This is a genomic window from Ornithinibacillus sp. 4-3 (genome assembly GCF_040958695.1).
Lineage (GTDB): Bacteria > Bacillota > Bacilli > Bacillales > Amphibacillaceae > CALAMD01.
Genome location: NZ_CP162599.1, coordinates 794,252 through 809,920, shown reverse-complemented (window position 1 = coordinate 809,920; position 15,669 = coordinate 794,252). Strand labels below are relative to the sequence as shown.

12 protein-coding genes are annotated in these 15,669 nt (G+C 33.5%); 6 read left to right on the top strand and 6 right to left on the bottom strand.

Translation table 11 applies throughout. The features are described from left to right. Positions 1 to 4 precede the first annotated feature (4 nt). Entirely contained in the window at positions 5 to 2,059 is a 2,055-nt protein-coding gene (locus tag AB4Y30_RS04090; protein WP_368654225.1) for a hydantoinase/oxoprolinase family protein, read from the bottom strand. A gap of 102 nt (positions 2,060 to 2,161) precedes the next feature. Continuing rightward, on the bottom strand, positions 2,162 to 3,217 hold the full coding sequence (locus AB4Y30_RS04085) for an ornithine cyclodeaminase family protein (RefSeq protein ID WP_368654224.1): 1,056 nt from the start codon (positions 3,215 to 3,217) through the stop codon (positions 2,162 to 2,164). 365 nt (positions 3,218 to 3,582) lie between these two features. On the opposite strand from AB4Y30_RS04085, the gene AB4Y30_RS04080 reads away from it, so the two are divergent. Further along, a complete protein-coding gene (locus tag AB4Y30_RS04080) occupies positions 3,583 to 4,440 on the top strand; it encodes a MurR/RpiR family transcriptional regulator (protein ID WP_368654223.1) in 858 nt (285 codons plus the stop codon). A 669-nt stretch (positions 4,441 to 5,109) separates the two neighbouring features. Then, positions 5,110 to 6,753, top strand: a complete 1,644-nt coding sequence (locus AB4Y30_RS04075) for an ABC transporter substrate-binding protein (RefSeq protein WP_368654222.1) — start codon at positions 5,110 to 5,112, stop codon at positions 6,751 to 6,753. An 83-nt stretch (positions 6,754 to 6,836) separates the two neighbouring features. Here AB4Y30_RS04075 and AB4Y30_RS04070 read toward each other — a convergent pair whose 3' ends face one another. From AB4Y30_RS04070 to AB4Y30_RS04055, 4 genes are all read right to left on the bottom strand, one after another. Continuing rightward, positions 6,837 to 7,364 carry a DUF308 domain-containing protein gene (locus tag AB4Y30_RS04070; RefSeq protein WP_368654221.1) on the bottom strand — a complete coding sequence of 176 codons (528 nt, stop codon included), beginning with the start codon at positions 7,362 to 7,364 and terminating at the stop codon, positions 6,837 to 6,839. Positions 7,365 to 7,817: 453 nt separating this feature from the next. Beyond that, complete coding sequence (locus AB4Y30_RS04065) at positions 7,818 to 9,320, bottom strand: PASTA domain-containing protein (protein ID WP_368654220.1); 1,503 nt, start codon at positions 9,318 to 9,320, stop codon at positions 7,818 to 7,820. Beyond that, complete coding sequence (locus tag AB4Y30_RS04060; protein ID WP_368654219.1) at positions 9,313 to 9,984, bottom strand: ABC transporter ATP-binding protein; 672 nt, start codon at positions 9,982 to 9,984, stop codon at positions 9,313 to 9,315. The genes AB4Y30_RS04065 and AB4Y30_RS04060 overlap by 8 nt, the downstream gene beginning before the upstream one ends. A gap of 18 nt (positions 9,985 to 10,002) precedes the next feature. After that, positions 10,003 to 11,466, bottom strand: a complete 1,464-nt coding sequence (locus AB4Y30_RS04055) for an ABC transporter permease (RefSeq protein WP_368654218.1) — start codon at positions 11,464 to 11,466, stop codon at positions 10,003 to 10,005. Positions 11,467 to 12,249: 783 nt separating this feature from the next. On the opposite strand from AB4Y30_RS04055, the gene AB4Y30_RS04050 reads away from it, so the two are divergent. The 4 genes from AB4Y30_RS04050 (at position 12,250) to AB4Y30_RS04035 (ending at position 15,616) form a co-directional block, all read left to right on the top strand. Then, positions 12,250 to 13,128: a sensor histidine kinase gene (locus AB4Y30_RS04050; RefSeq protein ID WP_368654217.1), complete on the top strand. Its 879-nt coding sequence runs from the start codon at positions 12,250 to 12,252 to the stop codon at positions 13,126 to 13,128. A 21-nt stretch (positions 13,129 to 13,149) separates the two neighbouring features. After that, positions 13,150 to 13,848 carry a response regulator transcription factor gene (locus AB4Y30_RS04045; protein WP_368654216.1) on the top strand — a complete coding sequence of 233 codons (699 nt, stop codon included), beginning with the start codon at positions 13,150 to 13,152 and terminating at the stop codon, positions 13,846 to 13,848. Between the two features lie 84 nt (positions 13,849 to 13,932). Further along, positions 13,933 to 14,859 carry an ABC transporter ATP-binding protein gene (locus tag AB4Y30_RS04040; RefSeq protein ID WP_368654215.1) on the top strand — a complete coding sequence of 309 codons (927 nt, stop codon included), beginning with the start codon at positions 13,933 to 13,935 and terminating at the stop codon, positions 14,857 to 14,859. Further along, complete coding sequence (locus AB4Y30_RS04035; RefSeq protein WP_368654214.1) at positions 14,852 to 15,616, top strand: ABC transporter permease; 765 nt, start codon at positions 14,852 to 14,854, stop codon at positions 15,614 to 15,616. Before AB4Y30_RS04040 ends, AB4Y30_RS04035 begins: the two co-directional genes overlap by 8 nt. Positions 15,617 to 15,669 lie beyond the last annotated feature (53 nt).

The following is a 15,669-nucleotide window of genomic DNA, read 5'->3' as shown; positions in this document are numbered from 1 at the left end:
ATTTTTAACCTCCTAATTCCAAAATAATATTTCTGTACGAATCCATTTTTGCCGTAACATTTGACGGTACAACAATAGTAGTATCTACTTGTTCTATGATTGCCGGTCCTGAAATACTATCATTTACACCCATTAATTCTCGCTTGTAAATATTTGTCTTTACAAAGTCTTTTTCTTCATCAAAGTAAACCTCTCTTGAATCAATAATTGCCTGATTAGAATCAATGTGTTCATCGTATTTTTTTAATACAACTTTATCTATTTGTCCTGAAGCAGTAATTCTAAAGTTCACAATCTGAACGTCTTCATCATTATTTGCATAACCATAGATCTTTTTATGTGTATCATGAAATTTTTCTATTAATTTATTAAGATCTTGTTCTTCATTTATATTAAAATCAGCATCTACTGTTAATTCATAATTTTGACCTTTATAACGCATGCTAAAACTTCGCTCTATTCCTTGTTTTTCACTGGATATATTTTCTTCTACGAACCAATTCATAGCTTTCTTCTCTAATTCTGCAATTTCAGATTTTATGATGTGTAGATTAGTAGAATTCGCTGTAATTATTTTTGTTTGCACATAGTCCATTTTTAAATCTGTAGCTAAAAGACCCATCGCACAAAGAATTCCTGGACTTTCTGGTATTAAAACATATTTCATACCAAGTTCCTTTGCAACCTCCGCAGCATGTAAGGGACCTGCCCCTCCGTATGCTACAAGTGTAAAGTCTCTAGGATCATGTCCTTGCTCAACAGAAACAACTCTAATTGCCCTGACTAGATTTGAATTAGTCACCTTAATTATTCCATAAGCAACATCTGTCGTTTCCAGATGAAGATGCTTAGCAAGTTTTTCATTTACAGCAATCTCTGCCCCACCATAATTGACCTTCATTTTCCCACCTAGAAGCCATTCTGGATTAAGTCTTTTTAAAAGCACATTCGCATCTGTTACTGTAGGTTCAGTTCCACTTCCCCCGTAACTAACTGGTCCTGGGTCTGCACCAGCACTTTGTGGACCCACCTTAAGCATTCCTCCACTATCTATCCATGCAATACTTCCTCCTCCAGCTCCTACTGCGTGGATATCAGTCATGGGTATATTTAACGGGAATCCTGCCACTTTTTTTCCAGTAGCAACTTTTACTTTCAAATCCTGTATTAAGGATACATCCGCACTTGTTCCACCCATATCTAAAGTTATTAGATTATTAAACCCCGCTAGTTTAGCAACATGTACTACTCCAGAAACTCCAGCACTTGGTCCAGATAAAGCAGTCTTAACTGGATTAGATTTTGTTGTTGAAACAGACATTAATCCTCCACTAGAATGGCTAATATATGGTCTTACTTGAACACCAATACCCTTCAATTCTTTTTCAAGATTGTTCATATAATCGCTAATCACTGGCCCAATATAGCTGTTAAGAATCGTGGTACTTAATCTCTCATACTCTCGATATTCTGGTAATACTTCAGATGAAAGAGAAATATACACATTAGGATATTTCTCTTTTAATAAAGCTTTAATTTCTTTTTCATGTTTTGCATTTACATAAGAATGTAAAAAACATACAGATATAGCTTCAACACCTTCATTTATTAATTCATCAATAATGCTCTCTGCTTCTTGAAGGTCTATATCTTGGTAAATTCCACCGTCATATAAAATTCTTTCCTTAATTTCCTTTCTCCACTTTCGTTTAACAAGTTGTTCAGGCTTATCTGCTTGCAAGTTATATAAAGATGGTCTCACCTGTCTGCCAATTTCTAATAAATCCCGAAAACCTTCTGTTGTTAAAAGTGCTGTTTTCGCTCCTCTTCTTTGTATTGCCGCATTTGTCCCTACTGTTGTTCCATGAACTAAGGAAGTTATTTTCTGCATTGGCAAATTATTAGTTTGAATTATTTCACTAATTCCTTTAATAATTGCTGCTGAAGGATCTTTATTGGTAGATGGAAGTTTATGAATTATCGTTTTTAAAGATTCTTCATCAAATAAACAAATATCTGTAAACGTTCCTCCTACATCCACTCCTATTCTGTATCCCAAAATTTCTCCTCCTTGTAGTATGTTTTCACAAAAATTATTTCAAGTTCGATTTTTCAGTCTATTTATCGCATAAAATTTTTAGTAGAATAATAAATTATCTACTTATTTCATTACTTTTTTAGCCTGATGTAAATAGGTTGATTCTCCCCATAAATCTAATTCTTTTCCGATATTTTTTTCTCGTGCTCTTTCATATATTACAGAAGCTAAAGCAACATCTTGAATACCTAGTCCTACACTGCTAAAATAAATAAACTCTTTATCATTAGTTCTCGCCGGTTTAACTGCATTAACTACTTCTCCTAGATGAGCATGGATTTCATTTTCTTGGAATTTTCCTTCAGCATACATTATTGAGATTGTTTCAACACCACGATGTTTCAGTTCTTCCCAATCATCCACCACTACTTTATCTGCTTTCTCAATTACATCAAACTCACATTCATGACTTCCCACATGAATATAGAGAGCACCCTCACTAATCCAATCCGCTTGAACAATTGGTTTCTTTGTTACTGTTGCAGTAATAATTACATCTGAATTTCTTACCGCTTCTTCAGCTTTGTCCACTACTTCAATTGGCAAATTAACTTTTTTACTCATTTCATCTGCAAAGCTTTCTGCTCGTTCTTTATTTAAATCGGCAATTTTCACCTTTTTTAGATTTCCCATGACATGTTTCATTGCTAGAAGTTGGGTTTTATTTTGAACTCCTGCACCTATTAACCCTAAAACCTCAGAATTCTCTTTAGCAAGATATTTTGCAACTACTCCAGAATTTGCACCCGTACGCATCGCACTTAATAACATTCCATCCATGATTGCAATCGGCATCAATGTCTCATAATCATTCAGAATAATAACCCCTGTTGCCCGAGGCATTCCATATTTTTCTGGATTTTGTGGAGCACTTGAAATCCATTTAATACCTACTGAGTTAAAATCCCCGCCAATAGAAGCAGGCATAGAATTAATTCTTCCTCTTGTACTCTCAGATTCCATACCTCCCCAGCGCAAAACAGATTTATTTGGTAATATGTACTCTTTTTTTTGATGAAGCGAAAAGACTTTTTCCATCGCATCAACTGCTAAAGACATTTCTCCTCCACCGCATTTTAAAATATCATCTTGATTAAGAAATAAAATTTTTGTACTCAAAAAAATCTCTCCTTTTATGACCAATTATGATACAATCACATTATGCAGCAATAAATATTGTTTGTCAACATTTAATCTTGCTGAATATAGAATTATTAGAAATTTCAATCCCCAGTTTTAAATAATGTATAATTAAAAGATTTTTATTCTATTAAAAATAAGATAGTATGTTACCATTCAATTGTTTTTGAAAAATTTTTTAGCATATAAAAAGTATTTTTAACTTACTCAAGAGGAATATAGATATTCGTGGTAGTATGATATAAATTGCTTCTAAAGTACTTTATTCTCTACTTCAAACCAAATTATCTTTGGCAATTTTATTTTTAAAATAATTGATAATAAATTTATCAGGAGGGAACACAATGTCTTTCTTCGACAAAATACAAAACTCATTAGAACATCTCAGTGATGCCAAAAAAAATGTTGCATATTATTTAATGGATCAGTGGCTAGATGCTGCCTTTTTGCCAGCTTCTAGAGTCGCTAAAGAAGTTGATGTTAGCGAATCAGTTGTTGTCAGACTCTCACAAGATTTAGGATATTCAGGATTTCCAGAGCTTCAAAAGGAATTACAAGAAATTCTTAAATCCAGATTAGTTAGTACTGATTCTATTCAGAAAAATCAAGACTTAAAAACCACTTCTAATAATGTACACAATAACATTTACAAGGTATATGAAAAATCAATTGAAAACTTAACTGAAGTATATAACCGAAATACGATTGCTACTTTCAATGAAATGTTAGAAAATATTATAACGGCTAAAAGAATTGTCATTTTAGCACGTAAGAACTCATTAGGACCAGCTCATGTATTAAACGCTCATATTAATGAGGTTTTCTCAAAATCTATGGTTTTAGATGGTGAAAGTGTTACTGCACTAGACATTATCCGTGGATTCACCAATAAAGATTTGGTTATATTCATTGCAATCCCTACTTATTCAAAACGGATGATACAGTATAGTAATTTTCTAGCTGAAAAGAAGATTACCCAAGCTGCAATCACAAACTCCAATTCTAATCCATTTGGAAAGAATGCAAAATGTACTTTGCTCACAAGCGCTGATTCATTATCTTTTTCAAATTCTCATTTAGCAACAATGTTTTTAATTGATACTTTGATTTATTTATTAACAATTAATAAACAGGGAGAGTTACTCAAACCACTTGAGGAAATGAAAGTGTTAAACGAAAGATTTCAATTAACAGAATCTTAATGGATTGGAAAGAGATATAAATACTGTTAAAAAAGTTTCTACTAGAGATCAATTTCTTCTATTTAATCTTGCCGTAGAGTAGATTATAAAATTGAAAAGCTGTGAAATTTCTCTTGGGTGCACTTATACTTTCTTAACATGAATCAAGGTCCTAAAGCTCTTTTAATTAAAGGATTTTAGGACTTTTATTAATCTCTCATACATAGTGATCTCAAGTGAGCTTCTAGTGAGTAGTAATACTCCTATATAAAATACTTAACATCTTTATCCTCCTCCATATATCCCGAATTTTTATAAAATTGGAAATTAATTAGCGAATAGTGTATAATCTATGATGATTACAAAGACTCATCTATTATGATTTACTTATAAAGTAATCAATCTTACCTCAAAGAAAATACACCTATGCTTTTTGATTAATCTCGAGTAAAAATCCACAATCTCTACAAAATGTTGAGAAAGTATTGCCTTCCTTTTTTAACTAAAATTCCAATCCGTTTCTTTATATCTTTACGGAAGATATTAAGTAAGCAAAATAACAAATTATTATTTACAAAAGGCATACTACTTCAATGTAAAATTCTCATCTCAGAAAATATTTTCAACATATGATTCAGAGGCTAAAGGCTTAAAACCAAGCCTAAAATTATATATAGGGGGAAGTACAGAATGAAGAGAACAAAAAACAAGTTTTATCTACTTGCCGTCTTACTGTTCTTTGCAGTTATTATGGTAGCAGGGTGTTCTTCTGATAAAGACACCAGTTCAGAGAATGAGGATACCGATGTAGACAACACTGACACAGATGCAGACAGCGATGATGACAGTGAGAATAATGCAGAAGTAACAAGTGAAGGTGGAGATTTGCGTGTTGCTTTCTATCAGCGTCCACCAGCATTAGATCCCCATGTATCTACATCAGCAGCAAACAACATGATCACAAGACATATTTTTGAAGGCTTAATGGCGCCAAATGAAAGTGGTCAGCCTGTACCAATGTTAGCGGAATCTGTTGATGTAAGTGATGATGGATTAACGTATACATTTAATTTAAGACAGGGAGTAACCTTTCATAATGGGAGCCCATTAACATCAGAAGACGTTGTTGCTTCAATGGAGCGTTGGCTAGAATATAATTCATCTATATCACTAGTTTATGAAGGGTCTACATGGACAGCGGAAGATGATCAAACTGTTTTACTTCAATTAGAAAAGCCGACAATTGGTGTACTTGACACCATGTCAGCAGTTCTACAGGCACCTGTGATAATGCCAAAAGAGGTTATTGATAATGCAGATGCATCAGGTGTATCGGAATTTATAGGTACAGGACCATTTAAGTTTGAAGAATGGTTAACAGATCAGCATGTTCACATATCTAAATTTGACGATTATCAACCAGTAGATATAGAGCCAAGTGGTTTATCAGGTAAAAAAGAAGCGTTAGTAGATAATATCTTTTTTGAATTTGTAACAGATGCATCTACACGAGTAGCTGGTATCACTTCGGGTGATTATGATGTCGCATATAGTATTCCATATGACAACTATGATCAAATGGAAGCAAATGAAAATATTAATTCTCTTATTGCATTAGGTAGTCCTCAATTTCTAATTTTCAATAAGAAGAATGAGTTATTTTCTGATCAGAAATTGAGACAAGCTGTTGCGACAGCATTGAATGTAGAAGAAATTTTACTTGCAGGATATGTAAATGAGGACTTCTATGAGCTTGATCATGGATATATGTCTAAACATACCGATTGGTACAGTGAAGCAGGATTAGAGCATTACAATCAAAATGATTTAGATAAGGCAAGAGAGCTTTTAGAAGAATCTAGCTATGATGGCGAAGAATTCACAATGTTAACAAGTTCAGATGTTCCAACTAACTATAGTGCTGCAGTTGTAATTCAGGAACAAATGAAACAAATTGGTGTTAATGTAAAATTAGGTGATTATGATTGGGCTACTGTATCTGAGCTACGTGAAGATCCAACGGAATGGGGCTTTTATGTCAACAGTGCGGCTGAAGTAAATATCCCTGCACAAGTGCTAGTTCTAGGCACAGGCATGGGTTGGGGATCTGCAGATGATGAACATTTAGTCGATCTTCATGAAAGGATTCTTAGCGCTGCTTCTGATGAAGAAGCAAAAGAGCTGTGGGCTGAATTACAAGAATATGCATGGTCAGAGTATATGCCAGCAGTGAAAACAGGTAATACCTACTCTCTAAATGCAGCTAGAGATAATGTTGAAGGTATAACATTATACCAATCACTCGTTTTATGGAATACAAGTAAAAAAGAATAGATAATATACTAACTCACCTTCTTCTTATAAAAAGATGAAGGTGAGTTTTTCATGCTAATAGGAAGACATATAATTCTATTACTCTAATTGTTTTCTCTATTTTGAAAATGTCCAACAATTTCAGAGATACCTATACATGTCAAGATAACTCCAAACGCTTGAAATAATACTAATGTACTTTGGAAAGGGTTAAAAACAAGGACAGCTCCCCCGGCCATGAGTAGGATACAAAAAATAGTCCAGCCTGTACTCTTTAGATTCAATGCTACAATCAGGTGCATTAATCCATTGATAATAATCGCTAAACCTAGTACGAATGGCAAAATGGAGAAAATAGTTGGTGCAAAGTAAATGAAGATAGCTGCTAATATAATCAAGATAATACCAATTGCTAAAGCTATATCATAAGTACCAGTCTGCTGTTTAAATTTGTAGCTTTGATATATTTTAATCACACCTAGTAAGGTCAGATATCCAGCAATCAAATAACCGATAAAATGAAGAAAGCCATTTGGGTTAATAAAAATAGCTACTCCAATGAATATAAATATAACAGCTCGGAGAATCGCATGACGTTGAAAGTTTTCTTTGAACTCCCTAATCTTGATCATTTAGTATTACCTCCTTATATGTTTTTTTATTATTTTAATGTAAAAATCGTTTTTTTACTATAGGAATGGATAATTTTAACAAGACGAATATATCCTAAACGGAATTAGTACCGTTTTCCATAGTGAACCTCCTCGTAATAATTGTAATTCCCTTTAATTCAAAATATAAATCGTTTTCTTTCAACTCATCTTTACAAACCTCTCCTATTTTTCCTGCTGTAATTTCTCTAAACCTTAAAAGCGAGAAATTATAAATTCGTAGAAGAGGCACCACAAGAAGTAATCGAACAGGTCATGGGAATTATAGAAGCAATTATGTTTGATTGAACTACATTTCAAAATAGGAAATACTAAAACTGCTCCCTATCAGATAAACAGATTTCACTTTCAAATCTATCTTCTAACAGAGAGCAGTTCAGCGATTTATATTTTTCTAGTTCAAATCAATGTACTTTATTTTTCCGGAACTTCTTCTGGTATTTCTTCATCATCTGGCTCTGGATAGATGTCTCCACCCTCTTCAGAAAAGTCTGGTGGATTTGGTGGTGCATACTTATTATTGCTAATCCGAATTTCTACGGTGTATTTCATTGCGACAAATTCATTAAAGTTACCCATACCAACTACTGTACCTTTGATTTCATCAGAATCAACATATTTTACAATATAGTTAATATCAGCACCTTTTGACTTATACTGCTCATAAAATAGTCTTGGCAGGTCGCCCTCTGATTGTCCACGGAAATCCTGTAAATATGGTCTTCCTTGTGAATATGTAACAGTGACATTTTTATCATCACTTTCTAACAGCTTTGTACCTGCGTCAACGGACTGCGAGATCATTGTCCCATAAGCCACTTCTCCATGAAATCTTTGCTTTACTGTCACATTTAAATCAGGATAATTCATCGCTGCTTCGTCTGGAGTTAATTCAGTAAAATTAGGTACAACAATTGCTTTTCCTGCTGAAACAACAACTGTCATTTTATCTCTTTTTGCAATCTTCCCTTCTGCTGCTTCACTTTGACTGATAATATTTCCAGCTTCTACGCTATCTGAATCTGCTTCTTCATAAGTCATTTCAATCTCATTTGTCTCTACCCATTTCTCCACTTCTTCTTTAGGCTGACCAACAAAATCAGGGATTGTAATATTCTTCTCAAAAACTTCTTTTCCTTTGGAATAATAAACAGCGGCACTATCTTTTCTAGTATATTCTGATGGATCAATATCACTATTCTTGATAGTAAGTTTAATAAAGCTTCCTTCTTCAATATCATCACTAAACTCTGTCACCATTTGTAGATTTTCTGCTTTATTTTCATCAATCCAAACTCTTGCTTCTTCTTGATTCATTTCCGAGAATTCCGGCAGTGGAAGTGTTTCATCTGGGTCAGCTCCTAAACTACTTGTTATTGTAAGAGTCTTTCCTTTTCTGATTTTGTCCCCTTCAGAAACACTTTGCAGAATAACTTCATTTGCATCATGCTCCATGCTATATTCTTGTTCCAATTCAACTTCAACATCATTTTCTGTGGCCCAAGCACGCACCTCTGAAACTGGTCTATCTACGAAATTTTCTAGCTTCACATGGACAAGCATATGATAGATAAAGAATAGGAAGATAGCGGCTACAACAGAACCCGCTATCAGTATAATCATTTTTTGTTTCTTTTTCTTGCGATAGTCTAAATCAATCTCTACTTCTTCTTCAGAATCTTGTCTTCGCGTACTTCTTGAAGAAACTAACGGTGAGGTGTTAGTTGATGTATCCTGTTTAGGACTTAAATCTACTTGTTCCTCAGTTTCCTCATATTCTGCCTGATTCAACTCTAATTGCTCTTCTTGCTGTTTCTCTACATTATTTTCTTGTACATCTTTCTGATCTTTTTGGCCTTTCTCGTCTACCATATCATCATAATTATCTTTATTAAATTTTGATAAAAAATCACTCATAAGGAGATAGTACACCCTTCCTTAAGCGAAAAGCCTGATCAGATTGTACAGCAATTTCATTAGAGTGTGTTACTACGATAACGCATTTTCCATGTTCATGTGCTAATTTCTTAAATATATCAATGATTTCCTGTTCCATCTCTTCATCTAAGTTCCCAGTAGGCTCATCGGCAAAAATTAACTCTACGTTTGTAGCTAATGCACGAGCAATAGCTACACGCTGCTGTTCTCCACCAGATAGCTTGTTAACAAGACGATCTGCTTTGCTTTTTACAATTCCAATATAATCCAGTAAATTATATGCAACTGTGTGTTTTTCACTTGGCAATTCATTTTCTGTAATAGCCATTGGAACTAAGACATTCTCAACAGCAGTGAATGTTGGAATTAAATTATAGCTTTGAAAAATAATTCCGATATTATTCCGACGATATTTTTCATAGCCAATTTTTTTAATATCTTGATTATTGAATAATACTTCCCCACTATGCGGTGTTTCTAATGCACTGAGTAAGGATAATAAAGTAGTTTTTCCAGAACCAGATTGGCCTAATATTGTATAGAATTTTCCTTTTTCAAAAGAAATGGATGTATCCTTTAAAATATAACGACGCTGTTCACCATCTTGATAATAATAATTTAAACCTTTCGCTTCTAATATCATTATGTTCCCCCCTTACCGTCACATTAAAATTTTCTTCGGATTCAAACGTACAATATAAACTAACGGAATAATCGTTGCCATTAGGATAGTTAATAAGCCAATTCCATAGAAAGCTAATACATAGCCTAAATCTAATTGTACTTCATAAGAATCTAATACATCATCTGTAGTTATATTACTTTCCAATGCATCATAATAAACATAACCACCGTAGTAGTCCTCTTGATTATTGTCCGATTTCATCATTGTATCTGAGACCTGTCCAGCTAAAAGGTTTCCACTGAATAGGGATATCGTAATTCCTACAAATGCAACAACAATTACTTCAATTAAGATTTGTCCAATTACTTTACTGCGCTTCTCACCTAACGATAGGTAAATACCTAATTCACGTTTACGATCTCGCAAGAAAAGTAACACTACTAAACCTGTAATTAAGATTGTCGCTCCTACTGCCGCAATTAAAACATATTTTGATAGTTTCGACATGGACTCCATTGGTCCTGCAATTCGATCATATTGATCACTTGCACTGATTACCGTATAGTATTCTGGTAATAAAGGTAAAACCTCTTCTCTAAACGGTTCAACATCTTCTGGATTATTTAAATAAAAAATTGGCTCGTAGTATTCAAATGTATCCTCGTCTGACATCATATCTGCCCATTCAGGATCTGCTTTTAACATTTCAGTCCATTCAAATTCTGTCTCTTGAATAACAATCTCATTTGCGACATACATCATATTCTGTTTCTCTGTATCGTCCACAAACATCATCGTAGCACTACTAGTACTACTATCGTTTTCATCATTTCTTACTAACTGCGGGTCAAATACCCCAATAATCTCTAAGACTAGATCACGAGAAGCAACTACGCTCTCTTCGCCTGTTTCATCATCATAAGTTAGTACGTTCTTTACTAAAGTAAAATTGTCTCCAACCGCAAGATTATTTTCAGCTGCTAGTGCTTCAGAAATAATAGTTACAGGCGTACCATTCTCAATCTCTTCATCTGTAAATACACGCCCATCAATTAATTTGGCTTTCCCTTCTTCAAAATCAATAACTGGAGCATAATTAATTCCTTTAAGGACAAACTGATAATAGTCTTCCATCATCATCATATCTTCGCTCTGAACCGGACTAATACTATCTGAGCTCATCCATTGAGACATACTATAATCATAGTATTTCACATATGAAAGGTCACCGATTTGCTTAATCATATCAGGTTTTAGCGGTGCCCATTCTACTTCCATTTGTTCTTCTTCAGGTAATTTCTCAAATGCTTCATAATCCATATCAACAGTTGCTGCTGTACCTAGTCTTTCCTTAATGGTTGCTTCTACATTCCCTGTTGCCTGTTGAATCGAAATAGCACCAGATATTAGATTCCCTAAAATAAAAATAACTGCTAATAGAATAAGAGATTTTCCCTTTTTTCTTGTAATTCCTAAAAATCCCCGTTTAATAAAATTCATAATTGACCCCCCTACAAATCTACTGTTATTTTAAAAATAATTGCCCATAATTTTCTTATTTAACATATTCCACCTCCCTACCTGGGTACCAAATTGTATTATGTTATTAATACACCATTAAACCGTATTATAGTATTAATACACAAAAAAAACTACTCCTATTTAGAAAAAGATGAGAAAATCAAAGTTTTTTTCTAATTTTTTGATTCATCTGAACTTTTCCTGCTATTTCTATAGAATAAGAATTACTTACACTTAAATATAATCAAATTCCTGATTTTCAATCGGTACCATTAAATAATTCTACTATTGTTATTCTATAATTCGATTATCTCTAAAAATATCCCTGCATCGAGTTTAAACAAGTGTGTTGTGGAAATTTTCATTAATTTTTCCAAGGTTATTTCATTGAATTTCTTCCTCCTATTTTATTAAATAACTCTGTAAATATTCCCTTTTGTTAGGTTTCTTCTTAGAATGCTTCTCTTTTTGATTTTCTGTTCAAGTATTAGCTTTCTATTATATTAAAGCGAAAGAAGGTTAATAATTTAAGCCGAATTTCATATAAAGTGGGATAAGTGAAGATTTCGCATAGAAAGTAATTGTAACGCGAGAATAATTTCATATTATTTTATGAAAAACCTTTTCTAGTAACAATTCAAAAGAATATTATTAACCTCTTATTTTCATATCTTGAGCAGCTTCATATCGAAAATAACAGATTTTTGATATACAATGATGACAAAGAAAATTTTCGTCATTATTTAAAAAGGAAGTGGAGAAATGCTTATTGCCTTAATCCTAATATCCATCGCATTTATCATTCAGACAGTTTACTTGCTGTACTACAAAAACCAGGTAAAGGATATTGGAAATCAGCTAACCTTTATTTCAAAGCATCATTCCTTCAAGTTTATTCAGTCTCAAATTAAACCTAAAGAAATTTATCAACTGATGGAAGTATGCAATACATTTCTTCGCAAGCAAAGAGACCAAAACCAAGCATTTATAAAGAAAAATGAAGAAATCAATCAGACAATTGTTAGCTTATCCCATGACATACGAACTCCACTCACCTCACTTGACGGTTACCTACAGCTAGCTGAGCGCTCTGAAAATCCCGATGAGAAAGCACATTATGTTTCTTTGGCTCAGACTAGAATAAAACAGATTATTACACTTGTAGATGAACTGTTCTTATATACAAAATTGCAAAACCCAGATTATCATTTAAAGCTTGAATCCGTTGATTTAGTTAATACACTGAAGAAACGTTTATTCTTTTTCATCGATGAATTTAATCAAAATGGTGAGGAACCAGACATTAGTCTCCCAGAGCTCCCTGTCTATATGATGGGTGATCAGAATGCATTAGAGAGAGTCTATGAAAATATTATTAGAAATTATTTTTCCCACGGAGAAGGAACTTTAACAATCCAGTATGAAGAAAGTCAAAATGAAGCTCGACTACATTTTCGTAACCTGCTGAAACAAAGCCAATTGATTAATTTCAACAAGATATTTACTCGTTTTTATAAAGAAGATTCCTCGCGTAGCCATCCTTCTTCGGGATTAGGTCTTTCCATTGTAAAATCACTTGTTGAGAAAATGGATGGCCATGTCCATGCTGATTTAGAGGCAATCAATTTTGTATCAGTGTGATATTTAAAAAGGAGGATAAGCATGCTAGAGAATGAAAGTAGACAACCTCATATCCTAATTATTGAGGATGATGAGCATATCAATAATATTATCTATGATGTCCTGCAGAAAGAGAATTTCCTATGTACACAAGCCTTTTCTGGTAGTGAAGGGAAAATAAATGTTAGTCAGCAAGCCTATGACCTTATTATCTTAGACCTTATGCTTCCAGGTTTATCAGGAGAAGCTTTTATGAATGAACTAAGAACAGATTTACAGTATGACACACCAGTGATTGTACTATCTGCCAAAGAAAAGCTCGATCACAAATTAAACTTATTTGATTTGGGAGCTGACGATTATGTCACCAAGCCGTTTGAAGTAGAAGAATTGCTCGCCAGAATCCATGTACATCTCAAAAGAAATACTAAAATTAGAACCACTACATCCTACAGACATAAAAACTTAACTTTAGATAGTGACACAATGAGTGTTACCGTTCATCAATCAGAATTAAATCTTACTAGGCAAGAATATAAAATCATTGAACTCTTAATAAAAAATCCAACACGTGTGTTTACTAGACAGGACTTATATGAGCTAGCTTGGGATGAAATATATGTTGGAGAAGATAAGACCATTACTGTTCACATCAGTAATATTCGTAATAAAATCAAAGCCTTTGATGATGAGAATTATATTGAAACAGTATGGGGGATTGGTTTTCGGTTAAGCAAATAAATGTTTCTTTGAACTTTCTTAACCTTTTCTTGACGTTATATTAGCTTTCTTTTATTACATTAATTTCTAAGGAGGGTAACCAATATGTCGAGTGAAATTATTGAAGTGAAACAGCTAACCAAAAAATTTAAAGCAAAAGTAGCCGTAGATAACGTAGATTTCAAAATACGGAAGGGTGAAATCTTCGGATTGATCGGTCCAAATGGAGCTGGAAAATCTACTTTGCTGAAAATGATTGGGGGATTGATCTATCCTTCATCTGGAAAAATTCATTTATTTGATCATGCAGTACAAGAAAACCATTCTTATTTCGAGCGAATGGGTTTATTAATTGAAAATACAGGAGTATACCCAAATTATTCTGCTTATAAAAATCTTGATTTAATAGCCATTTCCTATGGGCTAAAAGATCGTCAGAGATATATTAACGACCTACTAAAGCTAGTTGGTTTGGATAGAACTCACAAGAAGAAGGTCAAAAACTTTTCCATGGGTATGAAGCAAAGATTAGGGATAGCAGTTGCATTAATAGGAAGTCCAGATGTGTTAATTTTGGATGAACCCATTAATGGACTTGATCCACAAGGTATTTCTGAAATCCGGAAGTTGATTTTGGATTTGAATAAGACAGGAATTACTATCATTATTTCCAGCCATATATTGGAGGAGTTATCAAAGGTGGCAACCAAATATGTAATCCTTCATCATGGTAAGGTTATTGAAAATATTTCTAAAGAAGAATTATTGCTTCAATGTGAAAATCGTATTGAATTAGAAGTTGACGAAGCTAAAATGGCTATTCCTATTTTGGAAAAAAATCTAGGAATTCAAAGATACAAAGTAATCAATGAACGTATCATTCATATCCATGATACACATGTGGAAAGCCAACAAATCGTTAAAACACTTGCTGAAAACGGGGTCTTTGTTCACTACATTACAAAACATAAACAGAGTTTAGAACAATACTTTTTGGAACGGACAGGAAGCGGCGGTGATACACATGATTAATCTACTCAAAATGGATCTAAACCGTTTCTTTTCAAATAAAATAATGTATGTATTATTACTTGTCTTTATTGCTTTTCAAATCTTTGGCATATTTATGCTGAAACAATATGCCCAGCCTGCTGTCCAAGGAGAAATGCTAATCAGCAGTATGAATGAAAGTCAATTTATCCAAATGATGCTAGGTCAAACTCCATCATGGGTATTAATGTATATTGCTGTATTCAGCGTCTACTTTTATATCACTGAATACAACTCTGGCTTTTATAAAAATTATATATCCATGAAAAACGCGCGAAGGAATTCTGTCCTTTCAAAAATCCTGATCCTAGGAATATTCACCATGCTTATATTCCTTGCGATGCTTATGGCTGATTTAATTGGAAGATCATTGTTCTTTGGTCATGCTACTATCGGAGATTTAGGGTACTTCATAAAGCTACTAATCGGACAGTTTTTACTCCATTGGGCATTTTCCATTGTAGTAATGTGTGTAGCCATGATTATTAAAAATGTAATCGCCATTATTGTAATTGGAATCGTCCTCTCATTGAATGCCTTGGGAATGGTCATAAGTGCATTAGAGTCTCTTATTAGCAACACAAATCTATCTTCCTACTTATTAGTGAACACAATTACGAGCACAAAAGACTTACATCATACAAATGATGTTATTCATGTTGCTGGTGTGGCAGTCATTTTCTTAGCTGTATTTTCTGTGATAGCTATCAAATATAAAATGAAAGAGGATTTACGATAAGTGGTAGTGGAATTCGAAGGGTATGAAGTGGCATTTTTAATCTTCCCCAAACT

Excerpts from the sequence above, each read along its gene's own strand:
- AB4Y30_RS04050 (WP_368654217.1), top strand. The coding sequence starts at position 12,250 with ATGCTTATTGCCTTAATCCTAATATCCATCGCATTTATCATTCAGACA.
- AB4Y30_RS04075 (WP_368654222.1), top strand. The coding sequence starts at position 5,110 with ATGAAGAGAACAAAAAACAAGTTTTATCTACTTGCCGTCTTACTGTTC.
- AB4Y30_RS04035 (WP_368654214.1), top strand. The coding sequence starts at position 14,852 with ATGATTAATCTACTCAAAATGGATCTAAACCGTTTCTTTTCAAATAAA.
- AB4Y30_RS04080 (WP_368654223.1), top strand. The coding sequence starts at position 3,583 with ATGTCTTTCTTCGACAAAATACAAAACTCATTAGAACATCTCAGTGAT.
- AB4Y30_RS04065 (WP_368654220.1), bottom strand. The coding sequence starts at position 9,320 with ATGAGTGATTTTTTATCAAAATTTAATAAAGATAATTATGATGATATG.
- AB4Y30_RS04045 (WP_368654216.1), top strand. The coding sequence starts at position 13,150 with ATGCTAGAGAATGAAAGTAGACAACCTCATATCCTAATTATTGAGGAT.
- AB4Y30_RS04055 (WP_368654218.1), bottom strand. The coding sequence starts at position 11,466 with ATGAATTTTATTAAACGGGGATTTTTAGGAATTACAAGAAAAAAGGGA.
- AB4Y30_RS04060 (WP_368654219.1), bottom strand. The coding sequence starts at position 9,984 with ATGATATTAGAAGCGAAAGGTTTAAATTATTATTATCAAGATGGTGAA.
- AB4Y30_RS04040 (WP_368654215.1), top strand. The coding sequence starts at position 13,933 with ATGTCGAGTGAAATTATTGAAGTGAAACAGCTAACCAAAAAATTTAAA.
- AB4Y30_RS04070 (WP_368654221.1), bottom strand. The coding sequence starts at position 7,364 with ATGATCAAGATTAGGGAGTTCAAAGAAAACTTTCAACGTCATGCGATT.